Source organism: Aetokthonos hydrillicola CCALA 1050, from assembly GCF_017591665.1.
In the GTDB taxonomy this organism is placed as follows: Bacteria; Cyanobacteriota; Cyanobacteriia; order Cyanobacteriales; family Nostocaceae; genus Aetokthonos; species Aetokthonos hydrillicola.
Map to the genome: position 1 here is coordinate 132,971 of NZ_JAAKGC010000010.1, position 23,107 is coordinate 156,077.

16 protein-coding genes are annotated in these 23,107 nt (G+C 40.0%); 13 read left to right on the forward strand and 3 right to left on the reverse strand.

What is annotated here, in order from left to right:
* Positions 1–53 precede the first annotated feature (53 nt).
* From G4P69_RS07730 to G4P69_RS07750, 5 genes are all read left to right on the forward strand, one after another.
* Positions 54–704 carry a TetR/AcrR family transcriptional regulator gene (locus G4P69_RS07730; protein WP_208349074.1) on the forward strand — a complete coding sequence of 217 codons (651 nt, stop codon included), beginning with the start codon at positions 54–56 and terminating at the stop codon, positions 702–704.
* 105 nt (positions 705–809) lie between these two features.
* Positions 810–2,423 carry a DHA2 family efflux MFS transporter permease subunit gene (locus tag G4P69_RS07735; protein ID WP_208349083.1) on the forward strand — a complete coding sequence of 538 codons (1,614 nt, stop codon included), beginning with the start codon at positions 810–812 and terminating at the stop codon, positions 2,421–2,423.
* A 156-nt stretch (positions 2,424–2,579) separates the two neighbouring features.
* Positions 2,580–2,819 carry a peptidoglycan-binding domain-containing protein gene (locus G4P69_RS07740; protein WP_208349085.1) on the forward strand — a complete coding sequence of 80 codons (240 nt, stop codon included), beginning with the start codon at positions 2,580–2,582 and terminating at the stop codon, positions 2,817–2,819.
* 173 nt (positions 2,820–2,992) lie between these two features.
* A complete protein-coding gene (locus tag G4P69_RS07745) occupies positions 2,993–3,430 on the forward strand; it encodes a hypothetical protein (protein ID WP_208349087.1) in 438 nt (145 codons plus the stop codon).
* A gap of 221 nt (positions 3,431–3,651) precedes the next feature.
* A complete protein-coding gene (locus G4P69_RS07750; protein ID WP_208349089.1) occupies positions 3,652–6,207 on the forward strand; it encodes a two-partner secretion domain-containing protein in 2,556 nt (851 codons plus the stop codon).
* 175 nt (positions 6,208–6,382) lie between these two features.
* Here G4P69_RS07750 and G4P69_RS07755 read toward each other — a convergent pair whose 3' ends face one another.
* Entirely contained in the window at positions 6,383–7,462 is a 1,080-nt protein-coding gene (locus tag G4P69_RS07755) for a glycosyltransferase family 4 protein (RefSeq protein ID WP_208349091.1), read from the reverse strand.
* Positions 7,463–8,664: 1,202 nt separating this feature from the next.
* Positions 8,665–9,645, reverse strand: a complete 981-nt coding sequence (locus tag G4P69_RS07760; RefSeq protein ID WP_208349093.1) for a carbohydrate kinase family protein — start codon at positions 9,643–9,645, stop codon at positions 8,665–8,667.
* Between the two features lie 389 nt (positions 9,646–10,034).
* Between G4P69_RS07760 and pedR the strand changes: the two genes are divergently transcribed.
* On the forward strand, positions 10,035–10,298 hold the full coding sequence (pedR, locus tag G4P69_RS07765; RefSeq protein ID WP_208349097.1) for a photosynthetic electron transport-dependent transcriptional regulator PedR: 264 nt from the start codon (positions 10,035–10,037) through the stop codon (positions 10,296–10,298).
* 283 nt (positions 10,299–10,581) lie between these two features.
* Here the strand turns inward: pedR and G4P69_RS07770 are convergent, their stop codons facing one another.
* Positions 10,582–11,199 carry a hypothetical protein gene (locus tag G4P69_RS07770; protein ID WP_208349100.1) on the reverse strand — a complete coding sequence of 206 codons (618 nt, stop codon included), beginning with the start codon at positions 11,197–11,199 and terminating at the stop codon, positions 10,582–10,584.
* Between the two features lie 342 nt (positions 11,200–11,541).
* Between G4P69_RS07770 and rfbB the strand changes: the two genes are divergently transcribed.
* From rfbB to G4P69_RS07805, 7 genes are all read left to right on the forward strand, one after another.
* Positions 11,542–12,603 carry a dTDP-glucose 4,6-dehydratase gene (gene rfbB, locus G4P69_RS07775; protein ID WP_208349102.1) on the forward strand — a complete coding sequence of 354 codons (1,062 nt, stop codon included), beginning with the start codon at positions 11,542–11,544 and terminating at the stop codon, positions 12,601–12,603.
* Between the two features lie 750 nt (positions 12,604–13,353).
* Positions 13,354–14,196, forward strand: coding sequence for a glycosyltransferase family 2 protein (locus G4P69_RS07780; RefSeq protein ID WP_243902901.1), 843 nt, complete (start codon positions 13,354–13,356; stop codon positions 14,194–14,196).
* A 155-nt stretch (positions 14,197–14,351) separates the two neighbouring features.
* On the forward strand, positions 14,352–15,584 hold the full coding sequence (locus G4P69_RS07785) for a glycosyltransferase family 4 protein (protein ID WP_208349104.1): 1,233 nt from the start codon (positions 14,352–14,354) through the stop codon (positions 15,582–15,584).
* 71 nt (positions 15,585–15,655) lie between these two features.
* A complete protein-coding gene (locus G4P69_RS07790) occupies positions 15,656–17,260 on the forward strand; it encodes an efflux RND transporter periplasmic adaptor subunit (protein ID WP_208349110.1) in 1,605 nt (534 codons plus the stop codon).
* Positions 17,261–17,281: 21 nt separating this feature from the next.
* Complete coding sequence (locus G4P69_RS07795; protein ID WP_208349113.1) at positions 17,282–18,748, forward strand: hypothetical protein; 1,467 nt, start codon at positions 17,282–17,284, stop codon at positions 18,746–18,748.
* Positions 18,748–22,008, forward strand: coding sequence for a glycosyltransferase family 39 protein (locus G4P69_RS07800; RefSeq protein ID WP_208349116.1), 3,261 nt, complete (start codon positions 18,748–18,750; stop codon positions 22,006–22,008). Before G4P69_RS07795 ends, G4P69_RS07800 begins: the two co-directional genes overlap by 1 nt.
* 179 nt (positions 22,009–22,187) lie before the next feature.
* A complete protein-coding gene (locus G4P69_RS07805) occupies positions 22,188–23,000 on the forward strand; it encodes a lysylphosphatidylglycerol synthase transmembrane domain-containing protein (RefSeq protein ID WP_208349119.1) in 813 nt (270 codons plus the stop codon).
* Positions 23,001–23,107: the final 107 nt, after the last annotated feature.

Consider the following 23,107-nt stretch of genomic DNA (forward strand, 5'->3'; position numbering starts at 1 on the left):
GGGGTGTACTTTGGTTACTATAATGAAAGCAAGTGTTTACTTACTTTCATTATATGAATAAAACTATACGTTCTCCTGCCCTTACTCGGGCAAGACTAATAGAAGCTGCGACGCAAGTCTTTGCTCAAGCTGGTCTTCAGGGAGCAACTACTCGTGAAATTGCTCATGTTGCGGGTGTAAATGAGGTAACTTTATTTCGCCATTTTGCCAGCAAAGAACAACTCCTAGAGGCTGTGATTGAAAATGTATTGGCTCTACAGACAGAAGCCTTAGCGCATCCAGAAGAGTGGACACAGGATCTACACGTCGATTTAAAAAATTATGCCCATCTATATAACTCCATGTTAGAGGCACAAGAAGATTTAATTCGTACCTTTATTGGAGAAGCCAAACGTCATCCTGAAGCAGCGAGGCAAATAATGCAAGAAGCTGCAAGATCCTTGAAAGAAAAACTGATCGCATACCTGCGTAATGGTCAAGGAAGAGGAACTGTCAGGTCAGACATCAACTTAATTGCATCTATTGATATGTTTATAGGTATCTTGCTAGCGGGAATGCTACGACGTAGCGCAGCGTTAACTCCTTTGAGCTACAGCCGTGAAGATTATATCCATAATTGCGTAGATATTTTTGTCCGTGGGATCAGTGAAAAGGAGTCAGAAGGCAGAATTCAGGAGTCAGGAGATTCTGTGCTGAAACCCTGACTTCATTCATGTGAAATTTCTACTCCGTCTTACCAGCATTGATTCACCGGTAAGACAAAATTCTATTCTGACTTGTGACTCCTGACTTCTGACTCCTTACTAAAAATGACCACAATCTCCAAGCGTCCACTTTCTCATCAAGCTCGACCTTTGACTATTACGGAATCTGGTTATGTCTATGGTCCTCGCAAATGGGCGATCGCACTGACGGCTTCCCTAGGAGCCATTCTAGAAGTGATTGACACCAGCATTGTCAACGTTGCTTTGACAGATATTCAAGCAAGTCTGGGAGCAACAATCACCGAAGTTGCTTGGGTTGTGACAGGATATGCGATCGCCAACGTTATCTTAATTCCTTTAACTGCTTGGCTCGGAGATTACTTTGGCAAGAAGAACTATTTCATTTTCTCGCTGATTGGTTTTACCATTGCCTCAGTGATGTGTGGACTGTCTCCCAATCTGCTAGTACTTATTATTTCCCGTATTCTTCAAGGTTTATGTGGTGGAGGGTTGCTTGCGAAAGCTCAAGCAATCCTCTTTGAAACTTTTCCACCTCAAGAACAAGCTGTTGCTCAAGCGGTCTTTGGTGTTGGGGTGATTGCTGGACCAGCGATTGGTCCTACTCTGGGAGGATTCTTAACAGATAGTTTAGGTTGGCGTTGGATATTCTTTGTTAATATTCCTTTTGGTATTGTAGCTATAATATTGGCTTCAATATTCTTATTAAAAGACACAAATAAAGGTAAAAGCCAAAATCAAACCGTTGATTGGTTAGGAATTGCGCTTTTGACGCTCACTATAGGTAGCTTCCAAACCGTTTTGGAAGAAGGACAAAAGAATTATTGGTTTGAATCTGGTTTTATTAGCACCCTAACAGTAGTTGCTTTCGTTGGATTGGGACTGTTTATCTGGCAAGAACTCACAACAAAACATCCAGCGGTTGACTTGAGAGTGCTACGTCACCGCTCCTTGGCTGCGGGGAGTCTTTACTCAGGTATTCTTGGTATGGGGCTTTATGGAGCGCTCTTTGCTGTACCGATTTTTGCGCAGAATATACTCCGGTTTTCCGCAACGCAGACAGGACTATTACTAGCACCTGGAGCCTTAGCTTCTGCGATCGCGATGATTATGTTAGGCAAACTAGCCGGTAAAGTGGATGCCAGATTATTGATTGGTAGCGGTGCGATCGGCATGACCTTAGTGATGTTTCAGCTATCAAGTATCACACCGCAAACAGGTACGGACGATTTATTTTGGCCTTTGATATGGCGAGGAGCAGTCACAGTTTTGATGTTTCTTCCCCTAAGTTTAGCAAGTTTAAGTCCACTACCTAAAGAAGATATCTCAGCCGGGTCTGGCTTTTACAATCTCACCCGTCAATTAGGAGGTAGTGTAGGAATTGCTTTACTGACTACACTCCTTGAGCAACGAGAAGCTTACCACCGCTCAATATTAGTGAGCCATGTTACTCCTTACAATTTACTAACCAATCAGCGCCTCGACATACTGACTCATCTATTCGAGAGTCGCGGAATGGATGCTAACACAGCTCATCTACAAGCACTAACCGTAATTGATCTAACGATCAATCAACAGTCCGCCGTTTTATCCTTCGCTGATATCTTTCGGGTAGTCGGAGTAGTGTTCTTTTGCTCACTACCTTTATTGCTATTTCTGGGTAAAGGTGGTTCTGGTGGAAAAGCTCCGTCTGCTCATTGATAGTGCATAAGTTGATTTTAGTTACATCTATATCAAAAGGTAGATAACAATGATAGTGTAGTAATAGCTACTTCGAGTATGAAGCGTCCCGGAGAGCTACCACATTACCCTTTCACCAATCACATAGTATTTAACTTTTTAGAGGAGTGAAAAGTTATGTCAGAACAAATCTTAACAGCACCTAGTCTGCCCAAATTACGTAAAGGTTCAAAAGGTGAGGCTGTATACGTTGTTCAACTACTTTTAGTTAACTTTCATGGCTATAGTATTGCAACTGATGCCCACTTTGGACCAGAAACAGAGAATGCGATCAAAGACTTACAAGCATCCCGTGAACTGTCCCCAACAGGAGTTGTTGATAATGTGACTTGGGAAACTTTAGCTACTGAAGCTTAAGATTAATTATTTAGCCCGATATCCCGCCCAGAACTTAAGTTCCGGGCTAATAGCGCGCATTCCATTGAAATGGACTCAAATCTTTGAGCAGTCCTCTTGAGAGGACTTTAGCTATCAGCCAGCGATTTAAATCGCTGGCTGGCTGACTTGAGATTCAAAGTTCAAAATTAATTTTGAACTTCGAATCTTCAAACAAATTGACATTCTTATACTCTTACACTTCTATTGAAAGTACTATGAAACGCGCAATCTTGTGTTTAACAACTGTACCCCTGATCTTATCATTTTTCTTAGCAACTCCAGCGGAAGCAAAGCCAGTTAATAGCCAGTGTCCTGAAGATAACCCAAATGAGTTTATATACGCTGAAACGCATAACTTTGATATTTTTATTTGCGGCAGCAAATTTCCCCAGATCTATGTCGGTAGAGCAAAAAATGGTAGTACTGAAATCACTATCCCTCTGCTTCGGACAAAAAAGCGTAATACTTTTATTGCCCTGAATGAAGATTATCCTGATATTTACCGTTACGTTCTTACCCCTCATCAATTAACAGTTATTAAAAATGGGAGAACAATTTTTAAAGAAACTGCTAAATGGAGAACAAGATAAAGTTATTGACAAAAGAATCCTTTCTTAAAGAAACTGCTGAACCAATGCGTCTTTGCTATTAAAAAAGCAGCTTGTAGTATTTGATGTTAAATTTAGATTTAGACTTGTATATATTCATTCAATCAGTTTAAATTAGATTAACCGTATTTTCTTGAAAGTCCCCACCTAGAGCTAATCGCTCTGAGTACTGACGGTTTTATACATCTATACATGAGGTTGCTATGAAACTGGTTGTGTGCCGAACTTTGGCAACAAGCATTATAAATTTTTGTTGCCTTTTTATCACTATTAGCTTTGCTCAAGGGCAAATTACACCTGATAGCACTGTCTCAACCAGTGTTAGTAAAGCTGGTAATGTATATGAAATTACTGGAGGGTCAAAAGCTGGTGCAAATCTGTTCCACAGCTTTGTAGAGTTTTCAGTTCCAACTGGCAATACAGCCTTTTTCAATAACGCCTTAGATATTAGCAATATCATTAGCCGAGTGACGGGCAATTCTATATCTATTATTGATGGTTTACTTCGAGCCAACGGCAGTGCTAACTTGATCCTAATTAATCCCAATGGGATTAATTTTGGTTCTAATGCACAGTTAAGTATTGGAGGTTCGTTCCTAGCAAGTACAGCAAGTAGCCTAAAATTTGCCAATGGTGCGGAATTTAGCGCCACAAACCCTCAGAATGCGCCCTTGCTGACGGTTAGTGTGCCGATAGGCTTACAATTTGGGCGAAATCCAGCCGCGATTAATGTGCAAGGTACGGGTCATAATTTAACTATAACTAATAGCATTTTCAATCCAGTAACGAGAGGTACTAATTCAACAGGTTTACGGGTACAGCCGGGACAAACGTTGGCATTGGTTGGGGGTGATATTAATCTTAATGGCGCAACACTCACAGCAGAGGGAGGGAGAATAGAGTTAGGCAGTGTTGGAGAAGGATTGGTTAGTATTCAACCAACTTTAGGTGGCTGGACTTTAGGCTATCAAGGAGTGTCTTCTTTCCAAGATATTGATATGCGATCGCTCTCATTAGCAGATGCTAGCGGTGTTAATGCTGGATCTATTCAACTTCAAGGGCGAAATCTCACAATGCGAGATGGTTCAGTAATTTTAATTCAAAACCAAGGTTCTCAAGCAGCAGGAACAATTAACATCAGCACCTCTGAATCTGTGACATTACAGGGAACTAATGCAAATGGTACAATCCGGAGCGGCATTACTAATGAAACAGTGGGGCTTGGTAAGGGAGGGGATGTTGAAATTTCTACTCTGCAATTAACCGTAGAAGGAGGAGCAAGTGTTGCTGCAAGCACCTATGGTCAGGGAAAAGGCGGTAACTTAAATATCAAAGCACCCAAATCTCTACAAGTCGTAGGTGTGAGTTCTCTTAACCCTCTCCTTAGCAGTGCTGTTGCTACCTCTACTTTTGGTCCTGGAGATTCGGGCGATAACACAATATCAACTGGTCGCTTGACCACAAGTGCAGGTGGAACAGTTGATTCTACTACTTTTGGAACAGGTAAAGGTGGAAATCTTAATATCAATGCTTCTGATTCTATAGATATCAATGGTGTAAACACCCCATCTTTTATCCCTAGCGGTTTGTTAGCTTCTTCGTTTAGTTCTGGAGATGCAAGCGTTCTCACAATCAATACACCAAGATTAACAGTAGAAAATGGGGGAAGAGTTGGAGCTTTTGCCTTCGCGAGTGGTTCCTCTGGGAGTGTGGTTATCAACGCTGGAGATTTTGTAGAAGTTAAAGGTACAGTACCAGGATCAGTTAATCCTAGTGTTATCGGTGCTTCTGCAAGCTTTGTAGATCCTAGCCTGCAACAGATTTTTAGATTGCCTTCTACCCCAACCGGAAAATCAGGTAACACGACGATTAATACAGCACAACTGATTGTTTCAGATGGTGGTCAAGTTACTGTTAGGAATGATGGAGCAGGAGATGGCGGAACTTTGCAGATCAATGCTCGTTCTTTGTTTGTCCAAGATAGGGGCACTATAGATGTTACAGCTCTAGGTAAGGGAAAAGCAGGGAACCTCGAAATTGTAGCTAACTCTATCAAGCTTGATAACAAAGGGACTCTATCTGCAAGTACTACGTCTGGTGAAGGTGGTAACATCACCCTCCAAACCAATAGCTTACAAATGCGCCGTGGTAGCCAGATTTCAGCACAAGCAGGTGGAACTGGCAACGGTGGTAATATTAATGTTAGTGGATTTAAGTTTACCAACTCTGTTGTGTTGCTAGAGGGTAGCACAATTAACGCTAACGCTTTTCAAGGGAGAGGTGGAAAGATCCAAATCAATACTTCTGGATTATTTACCTGCCGTGAATGCCAAATCAGTGCTAGCTCGACGTTAGGGTTTAATGGTGTTGTTAATGTCAAGACACCAGACACTCAAATAAAGCAAGAAGTGATCAATTTGCCACAAGAGGTAGTTAAACCGGAACAAATCGTGGCACAAGTTTGTCCAGCAAACAGGGAACGAAATAAGAGTGAGCTTACTCTCAGAGGACGGGGAGGATTACCTCCGCGCCCCACTGAACCTTTAGCAAGCGAAGCTTTGATAACTTTTGAACCTTCTACTACTCAAGCAGAATATATTCCTAATTCTACAACGACAATAGAAAGTACAAGTACTTCAAAGCTACCACCCCCAGCGCGAGGCTGGTACGTTAACCAAAAAGGGACTGTTATACTAACAGCTCAAGCCTCCACAAATACGCCCTACACTCCTGGTTTGACTTCCTCATCATGCCAGTAACAATAATACAGAAGTCAGGAGTCAGGAGTCAGAATGACTACTGCAGTGCGCGCAGATCAATAAAGAGGTTTAAATCTCTATCTACCATCTGTACAGTCTTTTCAATCTTGTTGGCAATTTTAGACACCCAACGAGATTAATTCTGACTCCTGTATTCTGACTCCTAACTCCTTCTTTAATCGCGTGCAATCACTGTATTGCGAAAGTGTCCGTTTTTTTGAGCAAATTGTTTTGCCAAAACTTTTTGGTAAACTGCTTCATAACCGTTCGTCATTTGCTCGACGCTAAAACGGTTACATACAGATTCTCGGCAGTCAACGCGGCTTAGTTCAGGAACTTTGCTAATGGCGTTGACGCATTCTTCTACGTTGTCGCACAGGAAACCAGTTTTTCCGTGAGTTATAACTTCTGCTGTGGATCCTAATCTCATTGCAATGACTGGTGTCCCAGACGCCATTGATTCCACCATCACTAGCCCAAAGGGTTCTCGCCAGGTGATTGGGAATAAAGTGGCTACTGCACCACCCATCAGTATGTTCTTTTGCTCGTGGTTTGCTTCACCCAAGTATTCAATCTGCTTACCATCAATATGAGGTTTGACTTGGGTTTCAAAGTATTCCTTATCAACAGGATCTACTTTACCTGCCATTTTTAAGTGCCAACCTGCTTGTTTTGCAATAGCGATCGCCAAATGTGGTCCCTTCTCTGGAGACATCCGTCCTAAAAACGCTAAATATTGTGGTTCTTCCGGTTGGGGATAAAACTTATAAGTGTTGACATCAATACCGTTATATACCGTTGCTACACAGTTAAGTTCTAACTTTGGTTCCCGTTGTGAATCAGAAATACTCACATATGGTTGATTTTTTGCATGTTTGTACAATTTTTCATTATCGGAAGTAAAAACACTGTGCAACGTATGAACTGTAGGGGTTTTTACTAAATTTGCGTAAGACAACGCAGACCAATTCATATGAGAATGAATGATGTCAAATTCGTCCGCTTGTTCATATACTTGACTCAGTTGCAGCATTTCATAAATACTATAGTCTTTTACGGTCGGGTCAAGTCTTATAGCACGGGGATGGACTGACACTAGCTTTGCTAATGTTATCGAATCGCCTGATGCAAATAGCGTCACTTCGTGACCACGTCGAACCAGTTCATCAGTCAGCAATCCAACTACTAGCTCTATACCACCATAACCTGGAGGTGGCACTCTCTCCCATAGTGGAGCGACTTGAGCGATTCGCATAAAAAACCTCCGAAAAAGTAAGATTAAAAAAAAGGGTAACTTTCTTACTAAAAAGATTTTTAAATTAAATAAGATGCAACAGCAGTAAGAATGTAACATTAAATTTATATCATTTCAATCTAATTTTCTTCTATCCGTAGGTTAATAAATTACTATATATCTGATTTAAAAAATTTATCAGATTGATTTGATTTTCAAATTAATCTATTATTTCTCGGGAACGATGACAATTTTTTGAATTTAGGAAAGCAAAGGATGAATGTATAAAATTTACTTGCAATTACGTAGTTAATCGACTAATTAACTAAGCCCCTCTTGACTAGATATGTAGGCTTGTAACTTAAATTCTTCAAAAAATTTTAATATTGCTAGAATAGTAAAAATGAAATGTGTGTGCCTTGTGGTGAAAGAGCCAGTACAAAAGGATAAAATTCCTGGACGTGTTGGCTGAAATTGAGGGGACTTAGATTTTTGTTTGGCAATAGCAACTAAAGAGTAACGCACTGCTTTACAAAATCAAACAGCAAATATTAATAGCCAACTGCCTAGCGTCGCTGCGCGGAAGTCAAAAGTCACAAGAATTAATTCTACTGGTCTTTTGCGCAATTTCGTAGTCCTTTGGGCTTCCTCTAAGGGAATGGGAAGTTTATTTACTCCGTGCTGGACTAGTACTAATTCGAACAAATTACTCATTCAACCGTTCAAAAGCTTACACCCTAAGCTCATCAACAATTTTGAATGGTACTTCTCATTTGAGAAGTTCTAAGAAAGCTGTACTAAGGACACTTGGTATTAAACAAAATACTTGTTGACATGGTCTAGAGCAGATCTATCTTTCGGATTTCTAGCTCAAAGCGCAAAGAAACAGGAATAAAAAAACCACGAGGTTTAGAGTGTAAGGCTTTACCGTTAGGTTGTCTTAAACACATCAATTCCTAGTACCTAAAAAGTACAACTTGCGCTTGGTAGTAAAAATCAACTTTAATAAGGAGCAGGTGTATGATAAACAAAATTAAACTACCCCAACTTCCAAATAAGCTACCCGAACTAAGCCCATTAACTTTGTGGATTGGTGTTTTTTCACTACTTGTTGGGTACTGGCTCATCGTTAACTTAGCAATGTAAACAGTTTTTCGTTTTCTAGGCTCGCCGAAATTCATCCCAATCACCTTCTTTAGAGGTGTTGGGATGAATTTTCACATCTATGGAAGTCGTTGAGATGCTAGAAAAGCTTCTACGTCGCCTGCCTTTGCCTGGGATGCGATCGCACCCGGTTTCATCGTCGTCAAAGCCCCGGCGGCACTGGCATACGTGATAATTTGTTTTACCGTTTCGTGGTTACTCAAACTCATAATACCATGTTGACAGATTTGGTGGATGAACCCAGCCAAAAAGCTATCTCCTGCTCCAGTTGTATCCACAACTGGAACAGAAAAACTAGCTAGTTTACCTTCATTTTCCCCAAGACAATAGCTGCAACCGTTTTCTCCATCTGTTACCAGCACTCCCTCAACCGAACTAAGGCGATAAGTAATAGCTCCTGCATCGCTTGTTTCAAATAGCCACTCAGCTTCTTCCTTAGAGAGTTTAATAAAATCGATTTGGTTAAATAATTCGCGAATTTTTGGCAACGCAGCGTTAGGATCAGTCCAAAATACAGGACGCCAGTTGACATCTAGCACAATTTTAAGATCGTATCGTTCTGCTAGTTCTAAGGCGCGGCGAATAGCATTTTCAGTTTCAGGGTAAGCCAACTCTAAAGTTCCCAGAACTAAAAAATCTGCTTCTTGAAATAGTGACTCTGGTAGGAGATCAGCTTTGAGGAAAGCATCCGCAAATTCAGTAGTGTCATACTCACCAAACCCAGCGAAGTTGCGATCGCCTTTTTGATCACGCACAACATAAACTTGCCGTGTCGGTGCTGTAGGATGGCGTTGTACACCTGTTATATCCACACCTACTTCTTGCAGAAGTTTTGTCAGCGCGTCTCCTGATTGATCTTGACCTATTGCGCCAATAAATCCTGCTGGTGTTCCTAGCTTTGCCAAAGCACAAGCAACGTTAGCTGGTGCGCCTCCTGGGTATGGAGTCCAAGATTGAACTTCCTCGTACTTTAGACCCAACTGGTCAGCTAAACAATCTAACAAAACTTCACCCAAGCATAAAACACGGGGATTGCTCATCTGATTTTCAATTGTCGATTTTTGATTACAAATTCCCGTATAAAATCTACAATATTTTGAGCTATATGTCGGCAATTATTCATACAATTAATCAAATGCTCTGTGTTATGCTGACGAAGCTCCCAATTAAAGCAGGAATAGGAAATTTGGGTTAAATACCGAAATTCTTCCAGTGCATCGCCTAGTTTGAGTAATGAAGATTCAAAGTTGCTTGTGTCCTTGGCTTCGGAGACGAGAACAGTTTGTTTTACCCTCATATTCACCGTAGCCGCAAAATAAATATCAATAAAAGTATCGTCGCTAACACTTGAAATGCCTACAGCTAAAAGAATCTTCTAAAATGAAAAGGAGTCATTAAGTACATATACCAATGGAGGATTAAATAACTCATGGCTGGTGGCGAGTCTCAGACCCCTGTTAGTCTGTCAGACAGAGAACTGCAAATTATCGATTTAGTGGCCGCTGGCTTAACTAACCAAGAAATTGCAGCTAAACTGGAAATTAGCAAGCGTACAGTTGATAATCATATCAGCAATATTCTTACTAAGACCGGGACAGACAATCGAGTAGCTCTTGTCCGTTGGGCTTTGCAGTGGGGTAAAGTCTGCTTGAATGATGTTAATTGCTGTACTTTGCCCAACGTAAACGATTGAACAATTTGCCAGTCAAAATGTAGCTCACTTCGTTATATACCCTGCTTAGCTAATTTTGACTGATAGCAAATTGTTACACTTCTCACGCATCGTGACTTTTAAGAGTTAACTTGTTAATTGCTTAGCAGCAGCAGAGTGCCGAACTGCTCATTTAGGTGGAGTTAATAATATCTCCACCTAGATTTTAGGAAGAAAGGGAGCAGCCCCTACGGGGAAGTCAAAAGTCAAAACTTACGGAGCAGGGGGGAGCAGAGGAGCAGAGGAGATAGATTTAAAAAATTACTTATTTTTGGGATGTGTTAATGTTGATTGTGATTGCTGTACCCTTTAGTTGTCCGGCAAAAATAGGATGGTAAACGACATAGCCATTATTTGGTTGGTCGAAAATATAGCCACGACGTGAAGGTGTGATTTTACCTTGCTTGATAAGAGTGATAAAAGCTTGTAAATATCTTTGTATACTTTGGCGAGTCCCCTGCTTTATATTTGTATTGTGTTCAATCAGACTCATGAATAAGTCTAGACTGCGGTAGTCTTGTCCGTTGATTAAACTGCCGTTCTTTAGGAAGGAACTGGCAATGACTTTTCCTTGGAGTTGTTGCACCCTAAAGAGAGTGTAATAACCCCAGTCCCTATTCTGTTCATTAACATAGCAAACCCAAGAACCAGAAGATTCTTCTCTAAAACCTTGGTCTTTGAGGTACGAAAGTCTAGTATTATTCTGCTGGTCTAAAGCGAAAGGGGAAGGTAACAACTCCTCAACTGCATCAAAAGAACATATCTTCCGCATTATTGTTTGTTGAGGAACAGTCGGAACCGCCTGTGCTAGTGCAACAAAATTTATGGTAGTAAACGTAGATGCCTGTATGGCTAATATGCTAAGCAAACGAATTATATTCATCTTCTTTGCTGATAAATTACTGTTAAGCGCATCCAACCCCGAAAAGGTATGAAGTTACGAAGCCCATAGTCATTTTTGCTACTCCGTACTTTGAAGTAGACAATAACTCCGAAACCTCTGAGACACTTTTTTATTGGTCTTCTAGGTATTCCTTAGATATTTATTCATTAGCCCAAGAATATTTCCGGACAGAAAAAATTTACTTAATAGGTATTTAATATCAATTTTTTACCATGCTGATTCAACAGCCTATTGAAGGAGAGGAGCCGGGGAAAAGAGGGAGGAAAGTAGTATTCCTGCTGTATCCTATTTAGATAAAAAGATAGAAGAGGAGTGTGTTCAATGAATCATCGGCTATTGGTAACTGGTGGTGCAGGATTTATTGGTTCAAATTTTGTGCATCATTGGTGCCGAACGTATCCTGATGATAGAGTAGTAGTATTAGATGCATTAACGTATGCGGGAAATCGTCGTAATTTAACAGAAGTTGAAGATTGTAAAAATTTTCGCTTTGTACAGGGGGACATTTGCGATCGCGCTGCTGTGGATTATCTCCTAAAAACTGAAAGTATTGACACAGTCGCCCACTTTGCTGCTGAATCTCATGTTGATCGGTCAATTTTAGAACCGGATGCTTTTGTACAAACCAATGTTGTGGGAACTTTCAGATTGCTAGAAGCTTTTCGCCAACACTGGGAAGCAAACTCCAAACCAGATCATTATCGCTTCCTTCATGTTTCTACAGATGAAGTTTACGGTAGTCTTGGTTCTGATGATCCTCCTTTTAGTGAAACGACTCCTTACGCCCCCAACAGTCCTTATTCTGCATCCAAAGCTGGCAGCGATCACTTAGTTCGTGCATCTTTTCACACATATGGACTCCCAACAATCATCACTAATTGCTCTAACAATTATGGCCCTTATCAGTTTCCAGAAAAGCTGATTCCATTAATGTGTATTAATACATTGATTGGTAAACCACTACCAGTATACGGTGATGGCAAAAACATTCGAGATTGGCTATACGTATACGACCATTGTAGAGCATTGGATATGGTCATTCATTCTGGGGTACCAGGTGAAACTTACAATATTGGCGGTAATAATGAAGTAGAAAATATCACCCTTGTTCAGATACTATGTGAGATGATGGATCAATTAGCATCTAAACTGCCAGTACGTCCTGCTTCAGATTTAATTACATTTGTCAAGGATAGACCTGGACATGATCGAAGATATGCTATTAATTCGACGAAGATAAAAGCTCAGTTAAGTTGGACACCGTCAGTAACGATAAAAGAAGGCCTACATTTAACAGTTGAATGGTACTTGGCTCACCGCGATTGGTGGCAACCCTTGCTTTCAGAAGATTATCAGACTTACTACCGCAAGATCTATTCATGATCGTTGTATTAACTGATAGGGGTGTAGAATTTATAACAAATAAATCCGTAAATTCTTATCTCCTTTTCTACCCCACTGAGCTCTTATGTTCTCAAGACGTGGGAAGTATTGGCAAGTATCGTAGATTTTTATTTTTTTAGAGTAATAGAAAAGAGATAACAATTTGGTTTTAATAAAGTAAAAATAATTAATAAAATAAAAAATAAAATTATTTTTATAAATCAAGTTATAATAATTGCTTTGATAAAAATTGTATATTATATGTAGGTTTTTACATAAGGGTTTCAAATGTAAAAACGTAAAATTTCTTAATTTTCTGTGGGAGTAGATATAAAAGATTTCATCACAACTTCAAAATCCATAAAAAAACTTGTTGATTTTTTCACTAAACCATCTATACTTGTGAAAGTGACAAAAACACATCGCATATGTGTGTACGGCTTGAATTTCTTAAAACATAGGAATGCGAGCATCTACCACCTAATTATACTGTGGAAAAATCAATACTTTTTCATGAAAATTCCTGTGTGTATTTAGCTGTCTTAAAGGAGGCAGCTGATAAATCTAATCCAAAAGTATAAGCCTGGAGATACACCTAACTACCAGCTACTTTGATGGTTAGCTAAAGAAGGAGCATTTACTATCTACTGCTATTAACTTTGTGATGCACGGTTTTATCAACGTGTATCAAAGTAATTCAGTTGGAAATAGTATCGAGCCAATAGCACCGAAATTAGCTCAAGGAAAGACATGATGCCCTATAAAACTCGTGCTACTCAGGAAAAAAACTCAAATTTTTCGTTGGAACCTGCATATCAGAGTCGTTCTATTACAGTAGTCATTCCAGCATTGAACGAGGAAGGTAATTTGGAGAAACTCCTACTAAATTTTGAGGAAACATTCCAGAACCTTGGCTTTACTTTACCAGTAATCATAATTGATGACGGCAGCACAGATCATAGCCCAATAGTACTAGCTCATTTAACTAAGAAATATGACTTTTTGAAAGTCATACGTCATACTGTAAGACGCGGTGTAACAGGAGTATGGAAGACCGCTTTAGCGCATGTTAAAACTGATTGGATATTTTGGGGACAAGCAGATTTAGAATCCGATCCTCGTACGGATTTACCATTACTCTTACAAGCCTGTGAGCCTGGAGTAGATGCAGTTGCAGGTTGGAGACAAAAGCGCGGTGACGGTAAAATTTTGGCTTCTTCAGTGGCGAACCTAACTTGTCGTTTGGTTTTTGGGTTAAAAATCCATGACATGAATTGGATCAAATTAGTCCGCCGTGACGTATTAATGAATTTACCCCTAGAAAAAATTACCCATCGCTACTTACTAGCAATACTTGCAGCACGGGGATATCAAGTCACGGAAGTTCCTACTCCCTGGCATGATCGCTACTCTGGAAAGAGTAAATTTGGCAAAGGACGCCTTGTAACATCTGCTATTGATTTCCTTAAATTATGGTGGTGGTTTCAAACTGAAGGCCGTCAATCAATGATACAGCCTTATCAAAAGCCGGTGAACTTTGCACCGAATTATGCAGGTATTTATCAACGAGAAACTATCGGAGTCAAAGAGTAAAAGGGAGCAGGGGAGCCAGCGCCGTGGGCGGGTTTCCCGACTTGAGGCGACTGGCGTCAGCAGGGGAGCAGTAATTAGTATAATCCCCCATGCCCCATGCCCCATGCCCCATGCCCCATGCCCATTGCCCATTCGCCAACAACTAAACAATCACAGTGACTCTTGAAGATAAACATATCTTGGTCGTCTCATCTGTTTATCCGATGACGGCTGATGGAAATCATGGAGCCTTCGTACGGGAAGCAATTGTGCGTTTGCAAGCAAAAGTTGGAAAATTTACAGTATTTGCACCTGCTTATGAAGCTTGCAAAAGCTATGTATTAGATGGAGTGAAAGTTTATCGCTTCCGCTACTCACCAAAACGGTTTGAAAATTTAGCACGAGACGGAGCTCCCACTAAGTTACAAAGACAGCCCCTTTATTTGCTAGCAGCTGCTTTATATATCCTGCTTGGTACAATCCAGCTATTTTGGGTATGTCGCAAAGAAAAACCAGACTTACTCCAAATTCATTGGCCATTTCCCCATGGATTGATGGCTTTACCCAGTAGTATTTTACTAGGCATTCCGATGGTATTTTGTTTCCACGGAGCTGAATTGATGCTAGCAAATAAATTTGGTTTTGTGGCACATATACTGCGTTGGTTATTACCGATCGCCAAAAATGTCACAGCCAATTCTTCTTTTACTTGCGGGCTGATTCGTAAACTTTACGATGGATCTGTTACCGTCATCCCTTACGGTCTAACTGTTGAAGCTAAACCACCGAAAGAACGACCACACGACCAGATCCCCACTCTTTTGTTCGTAGGTAGACTAGATGAACGCAAAGGGTTACGATACTTATTGGATGCTCTACCACTAGTCTTAGCGAAACAACCCGTAAACCTACACGTCGTAGGTAAGGGAATTCTTGAACAGGAGATTAAGTCACAGTGCCAAGCAATGAATCTCAACAACCATGTAAAATTCCTAGGGTTTGTGAGTAAAGAAGAACTCGCTGACCAATACGCTGGGTGTGACATTTTTGTGTTGCCAGCTATTGTAGATAGCAAAGGTGACACTGAAGGTTTAGGAATTGTGATGATTGAGGCTTTAGCTCACCAAAAACCTGTAATTGCTAGTGCTGTAGGAGGTATTGTTGATGTAATTCAATCTGATAGCACGGGATTGCTAGTACCACAGAAAGACCCAAAAGCTTTAGCAGAAGGTATCTTAACACTACTGAGCAATCCGGTTAAAGCACAACAAATGGCACAAAAAGGTTTGGCAGATATCCAAGTTCGTTTCAGCTGGGCTCGTATTACTATATTGTGGGAGCAGGTTTTTACTACAGCTTTGGATAATTGGTTAGCAGTGAACAATAAATTAATAACTGCTCGCCGGTAAGTCACTAACCCCCGGCTATAACCCAGGGGCTAGAAGATGATAACTGACAACTGATACAAAAGCACAAAAAGATGCCCTCTCGTGAGTTTTTATTATCTCGTGCAGTTTTAACAACACTTACAGCAGCTCCTATAGGTGGAATAGCCATTTTATCAATTGCTGTTCTTTTACCAGCACTCCAAGATCCAGAATCAAGATTTTACTCTTCGGCTATAGGTTATCCTGCTGTAAAGCGGACTTTAGGTCAACCGATCAAAGTTCCAATTGTTGAAGTCACGACAAAAAATTTAGAAGATGGTGTTGCTGCTCCCGGTGAATCAGTTGCTATGCAGCAGGTAGAGGTTAGATCTTTAGTATCTGGACCAGTAGAAAAAGTCCATGTTGTTGAAGGACAGTGGGTGCATCGTGGACAACCTTTGCTTGAGTTACAAAAGGCTCCTTTTCAAGACCAAGTAGAGACAGCTCGCAACAACCTTGCTACTGCACAAAAAAACTTGCAGGCTTTGCAGCACTCAGCCCCAGAACGGTTAATGGTTCTGAAACAGAATGTTATATCTAATCAAGCAAGGTTAGATGCAGCTAAGACAAAATTGAAAGAGATTGATAACCTAGCACAGCAGGAATTAAAAAATGATGTTCATGCAGCTCAGGTAAGATTAAAAACAACTGAACAAAAACTCAAACAAGTTCAAATACTCGCTAAACAAGGAGCAATTTCTAAGTTTACTCTCTACGATACCCAAGATATTTATGCAACACGGAAAAAGGAACTTTTAAATGCTCAACAAGGAGTTCTTAATACCCAAACACAGCAATTTAGTAACAAAGATTTTTATATCACTCGCCAAAACGAATTAATTAGTGCACAAAAAGCTTTAGAGCTTGCTGAGAAAACTCTAGATAAAGATTTGGCAGATGCGCGCTTGTTAGTAGAAAATAGAAAAATAGAACTGCAACAAGCAACAAGGGATTTAAGTAGAACGGTCATTTATGCCAGTACTGATGGTTTGGTGAGTAAGGTCAATATTCATAGTGGAGAAATTATAGATGTTCGCGATCGCGCATCTGTCATGACTCTCACTCAAAATACTGTGTTTAAGGCTTACATCGATCAAGCACGTCTAAACGCTATCAAGCTAGGCGATCAAGCAACGGTTAGTCTAGTAGCATATCCAGGACGCACCTTCCGAGGAAAGGTTATTCAACTAAACCCCACTGTAGAAACAGATCAAACTAGACAAAGAAACGGTGTTGAGCGCCAGTATACTTACTCCGTGTGGATTGGTGTTGAGAACTTAAAAATGCCTCCTGGTTTGCAAGGTTATGTTCAGTTTACTCAAGCCTCGTCAAATTTAGTCATTCCAGAAAGTTCCGTCACCCATTTATCTGGTGGTGAAGGAATGGTAATGGTTGCAGAAGCAGGAAAAGCTGTAGTGAGAAAAGTTAAGCTTGGTAGGACAATTGACAACCAACGCGAAGTCTTAGAAGGCTTACAACCTAAAGAGCAAGTGGTTGTCTATCCTGCTGGCTTAAATCCTGGAGATCATCTTCATACCCAACTCACACAAGTAGCAAATGATGGAGCTCACCATCAGCAACTATCAAGTGCAAAACCCAAACCAGCAGCCTCTGCACAACCCGATTTTATGGATCAGAAAGCGACGTTCTCATTATAAAGTCTTAGCTAGATACTTGCAATGCAAAAACTGTACCAGTGGCAAAACTTTTTTAAGAGAGAAAAGCTGACGTTTTTCATCGGATGTCTAGTTTTATTGCTAGGAGCAATTTATCCTTGGTTTCAGTTACCGCCAGAATCTTTAAAAGCTTTTCACGCCAATCTGGCTATTACAAACATTGGTAGAGTTTTAGCAGGATTATTAGCAAGTATCGGTTTGGCTTTCATCTTTAAATTCAAGTTAACTAATCAATCGATTGCTCATAAGTTACGGTTAAGTTTTTGGGTTGGATTAATAGCAACCTTGCTTTTTCCTTATTTCATCGTTACTTGGTCGCCTACGGTTGCTTTCATAGCTTCCTCTTACTATGAACAAGGAGAAACCGTATCAACTCACGTAGATAACAATTTTTCAGAAGTCCAAGCAGCATGGAAACAAAAAGTATCTTTAAATAACCCAACACCGCCACTTCCAACTTTAACCATATCAATTCAAGACAGCCGATTTTTTCAAATGCCGTCGTGGAATAAAGTTGTGGTTGAAATGTTTGGCTATAAAAATAGCGTTTTTACGTTTATTGGTAGAGGTTGGATTTTCTGCTTTTTTGGAATAATCATTAGCTTACTTGGACTTTATTTAGAAGCAGAGAATACGCTGTTCTTGGAATCTAATTTGACTCCTGTGCCCATTAATTCTCTGAGAAAATGGGCAATAGTGAAACCGCAGTTAGTCAGATTAAGAGGTACCAACTTTAAAAATTTTTTAAGCGATATAAACAAAGTAATTCCAGCAACATTATTAGTAATTTTTATAATTTTATTTTCAACAATTGGATTTAATATTATTGACTATAATCTAGATGAGCAATTTGCTAAAGGGAATTATTTAACAGTTATAAATACTAGCAAAGTATTACAGAAATTGTATCCAGCATTTCAGGGAAATGTACCATCCTTAGAGCGGTTAGCAAGAGCAGAGTACTACGCCAAAGTACCGGATCCTGCATTAATCAAATTTGTAGAAGGACTGGAAGAATATAGAAACGGTGATTTTCAAAAAGCAGAAAATGACTGGCAGAAATCCTTAGATATAAAACCAAATCAATTTTTAGTTAGAGGATATCTTGCAACATCAATTTTAAATCAAGCTATAAGTTATCTTAATAATGAAAATAATCGAAAGGCGGCAGCCGCAGCAGATACTTTTGAAAGAGCATTAAAAGTGTTTCCTGGTCATGTAGAAGCTCTGTATGATCTGATGTTAGCTAGAGTTGTGAATGGAGAATTTTCAAAATCAGCAGATGTTGCTAAGCAGATTATAAACGATCAACGATATTTTGAAGAGCAAAAACTTGGCTTACTTGGACAAGCATATTTACATTTAGCTTGGGCTGAATATAAAAATGGTGATATTAATAACACCTGGCAAAGCTATCGTAGATCAGTAGACAGTAAAACCTGGGGTGAATCTGACCTAAAGGAGCAATAATGAAGCGGTTAACAAGTTGGCTATCATTAGGATTGATGTTAACTTTGGGACTTTTACTGGGGATGTTGGGGTTTTCTATTTGTGAGAAAATACCTACATCGATAGAGCGTGTTGTTTGGTCAGAAAACGCTCAATGGATCGCACCCCAATCACCAAATTACCGTTTCTACGCTCGCCACACATTTGATATACCTGGTGATGTACAGGCTGGTTGGCTGCAATTAAGCGCCGATAATGACTTTAAACTTTATGTAAATGGACAACTGGTAGCAAGAGAAAACAGCGCACTCAACAGCTCTCTGGGTTTAGCGGCTGGGATCAAAATCCCGCGATCGCAAGATTTTAATGATAATCATCACTACCATATTCAGACTGCTAATTATTTACTCGCCAGTTCTAAAGACTGGAAGCTAACAAGTTATGTAGATTTAACTTCTTTCCTGCGTCCTGGTAAAAATGTCATAGGATTAGAAATTCTTAAAGGAAAAACAAATCCGCGTTTCGTTCTTGAGGGTGCTGTTTATCCTGTTGCTAATGCACCTCCTATTGAATTGACAACAGGAGTCAAGAAGTGGGTTGTTTCAAATCTATCAGAAGCTTACCAATCATTGCAATGGTATAACCCTGATTTTGTTGATGTTAATTGGTCGCAAGCCAAGGTGCTTCATCGAGTTACAGAAGCAACTTATAGTCGCTTAAGTAAAAGTTTGTTTGAGCGTCCCTTACAAGGAACTTGGATCAGCGGAACTCAAAGCGCTAAAGGACAAGTATGGCTTAGGGGTCGATGGAAAATACCGTCAGCTGATATTTCTCGTGCTTATATTCGATTTGCTGGTAATGGTGATTACTCTTTGCTGCTTAACGGCTCGTTGATTAAGCATTATAACGTTGAGAATGGCAATAGCTTACATTTAATAGAAGTCACGAAGTTCCTCTATCCTGGTGATAACATTTTAGCCGTCAGCTTGGCTAATCCTATAAATGCGCCATTACCAAACGGTGTGAGCTTTTTCTTAGATGGATGGACTCATACAGACAAAGGCGAAATAGTCTCCGAGATCAAGAGCGATCGCACTTGGTCATCACTAACCCAAATTACACCAGGTTGGACAGAAGGTGCAGGGGAGACTCAACCAGTTACCCTTCTCAATTTACCCCAGGCGCAACAGTTTGAACGCAGTTTTGAGGGTAATGCTTATCTACTCAATTACCCTAATTATCTTTTGCATCAAGGTTTTTGGCAATTAGCGGGCATCATCTTTGCTGTGGGCTATGCCTTGATTTTAGGCTTGTGGCTGGAACCTCACAAAAGTTGGTGGGATAGCTTTAACATAGGTACAGCAATACTTTCACCAGGAACTCTGTTTTTAATTTGCATTAGCTTACTCAAACACCGCTACGGAGAATCGGAAACAGGGTTGCTATTTGCTCACTCACACAGCAACTACCTAATATTGCTAGGTTTTACAGGTAGTTTTGTACTGACATTGCTTTTTTACCTGATCAGATCTCACCACCATGTGAGAAAATTTGCTCAATGGTTTCTTTGGTTCGTGCTTGGGTTAGTTGCTTATGCAAGTTTAAAGCTAGCAACTCAAGGAAACATCTTTGTCATTATCTGTTTAGCAGTTCTTGCTGGAATTATTGCTTCAACAATTGTCTGCTTCTACGAATCAAAACAAGATACCACAGATTTACAGCACAAATGGTCTATTTGGGGTGAGTGGGTTTTTCTAGCCTTCATCATCGGTGTTGGTTTTGGATTGAGGATTTATAACCTCAGTTTTATGGACTTGGATACAGATGAACATACCTCCCTAGACGCTACTAGAGGTATTCTTCGCACAGGCGCACCCATCGCAACTTCAGGTATTTGGTACACTCGTGGCCCATTTTATCACTACCTACTAGCTTTTTGGTTACGGCTCGTGGGAGATTCTGTCATTCATGGTAAATATTTATCTGCGTTTTTTGGAACAGCAACTTTAATTCTCATCTATATTATTGCTCGTAGAATTACTGGGAAAGTATGGATTGCTCTGCTAGTAACAGCAGTTTTAGCTATCAATCCTTGGGAAGTTTGGTATTCCCGCTATATTCGGTTTTACCAAGTTCAGCAATTTATGAGCCTGTTATCTGTATGGACATTTTTCAAAGCCTTTATTGAGCGATCGCGTAAAAATAATTATCAGCCCATATTTTTTGTTACTTTAACTTTAACTCTGCTAACTCAAGAAATTAGCTTAACTTTACTTCCAGCATTTTTGTTAGGGTTTCTTTACTTTTATCGCCCCTTTAATTTGTTAAAAGATTGGCAAATTGTTTTCGGTAGCTTCATGACCATAGTCATATTCATTTATGATTTAGGTTTTGCGTCTATCCGACTTTTGACTCCTCTCCCGGCAATAAGCGATAGCACTGCGCCTTATCTACGGCTTCACTTTACAAATATTACAGAGTTTGCTTCGAATTTATTAGTTGGTTCTGACAGAATGCAAACGCTTTATACTCTTTTATTTTTTGTAGGGTTTGTTTACTTTATAAAACGTCAGAATGGCAAAATAGTTTTCTTATTTAGCTTGGTATTTTCTCAAATTCTTCTTGTAAGCATTCTCTGTTATGATACAGCCGAACGGTATGGATATGCCATTTATCCAATATTTGTTTTACTAGCTATCTACAGTGCAATTTGTATTACAGAAAGCATAGGAGCAAAATTGCAGGGCGTGTTGGATGGCTTGCTACCGATAAGAGCGATCGCCCTGAGCATAGCTATTCTTTTAGTGCTTGGCAATATAGAACCAGCCAGAACATTAGCTGCGTATAACGAATCGATTAACAGACGTAACAGCCAAATTTTTGAATATATCCAGAAACACAAACAGAAAGGAGATGTAGTTATTTCGACTTTACCATCTTTGGCAGTTACCAATTTAGGGAAATTAGATTATTTCTTAATGGGGACTGGGTATTTTGATGCAACTTACTGGCATGAAGGTAGATTAATTGATCGTTGGGCTGGTGGGGTAGTACTTAATAATTTAGAACAGATGAACCGTGTCCTTGAAAAATCTAAACGAGTATGGATTCATATAGAAGACACTAGAGAACGTAGGTTTAGAGGTACTACTTGGAAGTATATTGAAACCTTAGGTAAACCGATTATTGACTCATTTGGCACTCGCCTGCGACTATGGCAACCAGAAGATGGATTACCAAGTCGTATATCTAGTCAGGGTAAAGATTTGGGAGCCTTTTAAGAAGCAAGGGAGCAGAGGGGCTGAGGAGCACAGGAGCAATGAACAATGGGCAATTAGTAATGGGTAATGGGTAATCGACAGTGGTTAAGGTTGAAATTTCTCCATGCCCCATGCCCCATGCCCCATGCCCCATGCCCCATACCCCATACGTTGTATTTTTTAATGGGAGCGAAGGAACGTTGAAAATAAAACCAATCACATTTATTAAAACGGCTGTTAGTGTTTGTCTACTGATATTGGTATTTACTCACATAAATTTTGCTCAAGCGTGGAATCAGTGTCAAAACCTGTCGTTACCGTTTATCATCTTCGCCTTACTCTACTACACAGGTTGTCAAGTATTGAGCTGCATCCGTTGGCAAGTGGTTCTTAATTCTAGCGGTCATTCAGCACCAATGAGTAGCTTAATAAGTAGTTATTTTGCTGGAATGTTTCTCAATATTTTTCTTCCTGGTGCTTTGGGTGGAGATGCTTACCGGATCTATCGAGTTGCAAAACATACTAAAGATTCTGAAGTCGCACTCGTATCTGTATTTTTAGAAAGATTTACAGGTTTAGCCGCTTTATCAGGTTTAGCGTTGTTAGGTTTACCACCAGCATTTAGACTAATAGGGCGTTGGGATATTATTTTGCTTTTTCTTGGCTGTGTGGCAAGCTTAGTCGGAGCAGTATTGCTGATATCAAGTCCTAAGCTGTTAATTTTGGCAGAACCGTGGTTAGAAAAGTTTAACCTCAGCCGACTAGCAGCGCGCTTTGCCAAGATTCAGATTTTGTTGCGAAAATTTGCCCAACACCCCCAAGCTTTAGCCTTATCAATGGGACTTTCGTTAATACTTCAGCTTGGCATAGTTTATTACCATTATTTAATCGCGCAACAATTAAAAATCCCCATTTCTTATTTGCAACTTTTAGTGTTTGTTCCTATTATCGTCGTTGTAACTTTGCTCCCAATATCTTTAGGCGGACTTGGTCTTAAAGACGACAATTGGTAATGCATCTGGCTGTGGTGGTTGGGGAAGGAGAATTTGGGACGCGATCGCACTCAATGATCGTTGTAATATCTCGGAACCTACTTGCTCAACTTCCTGCCAATCTTGAT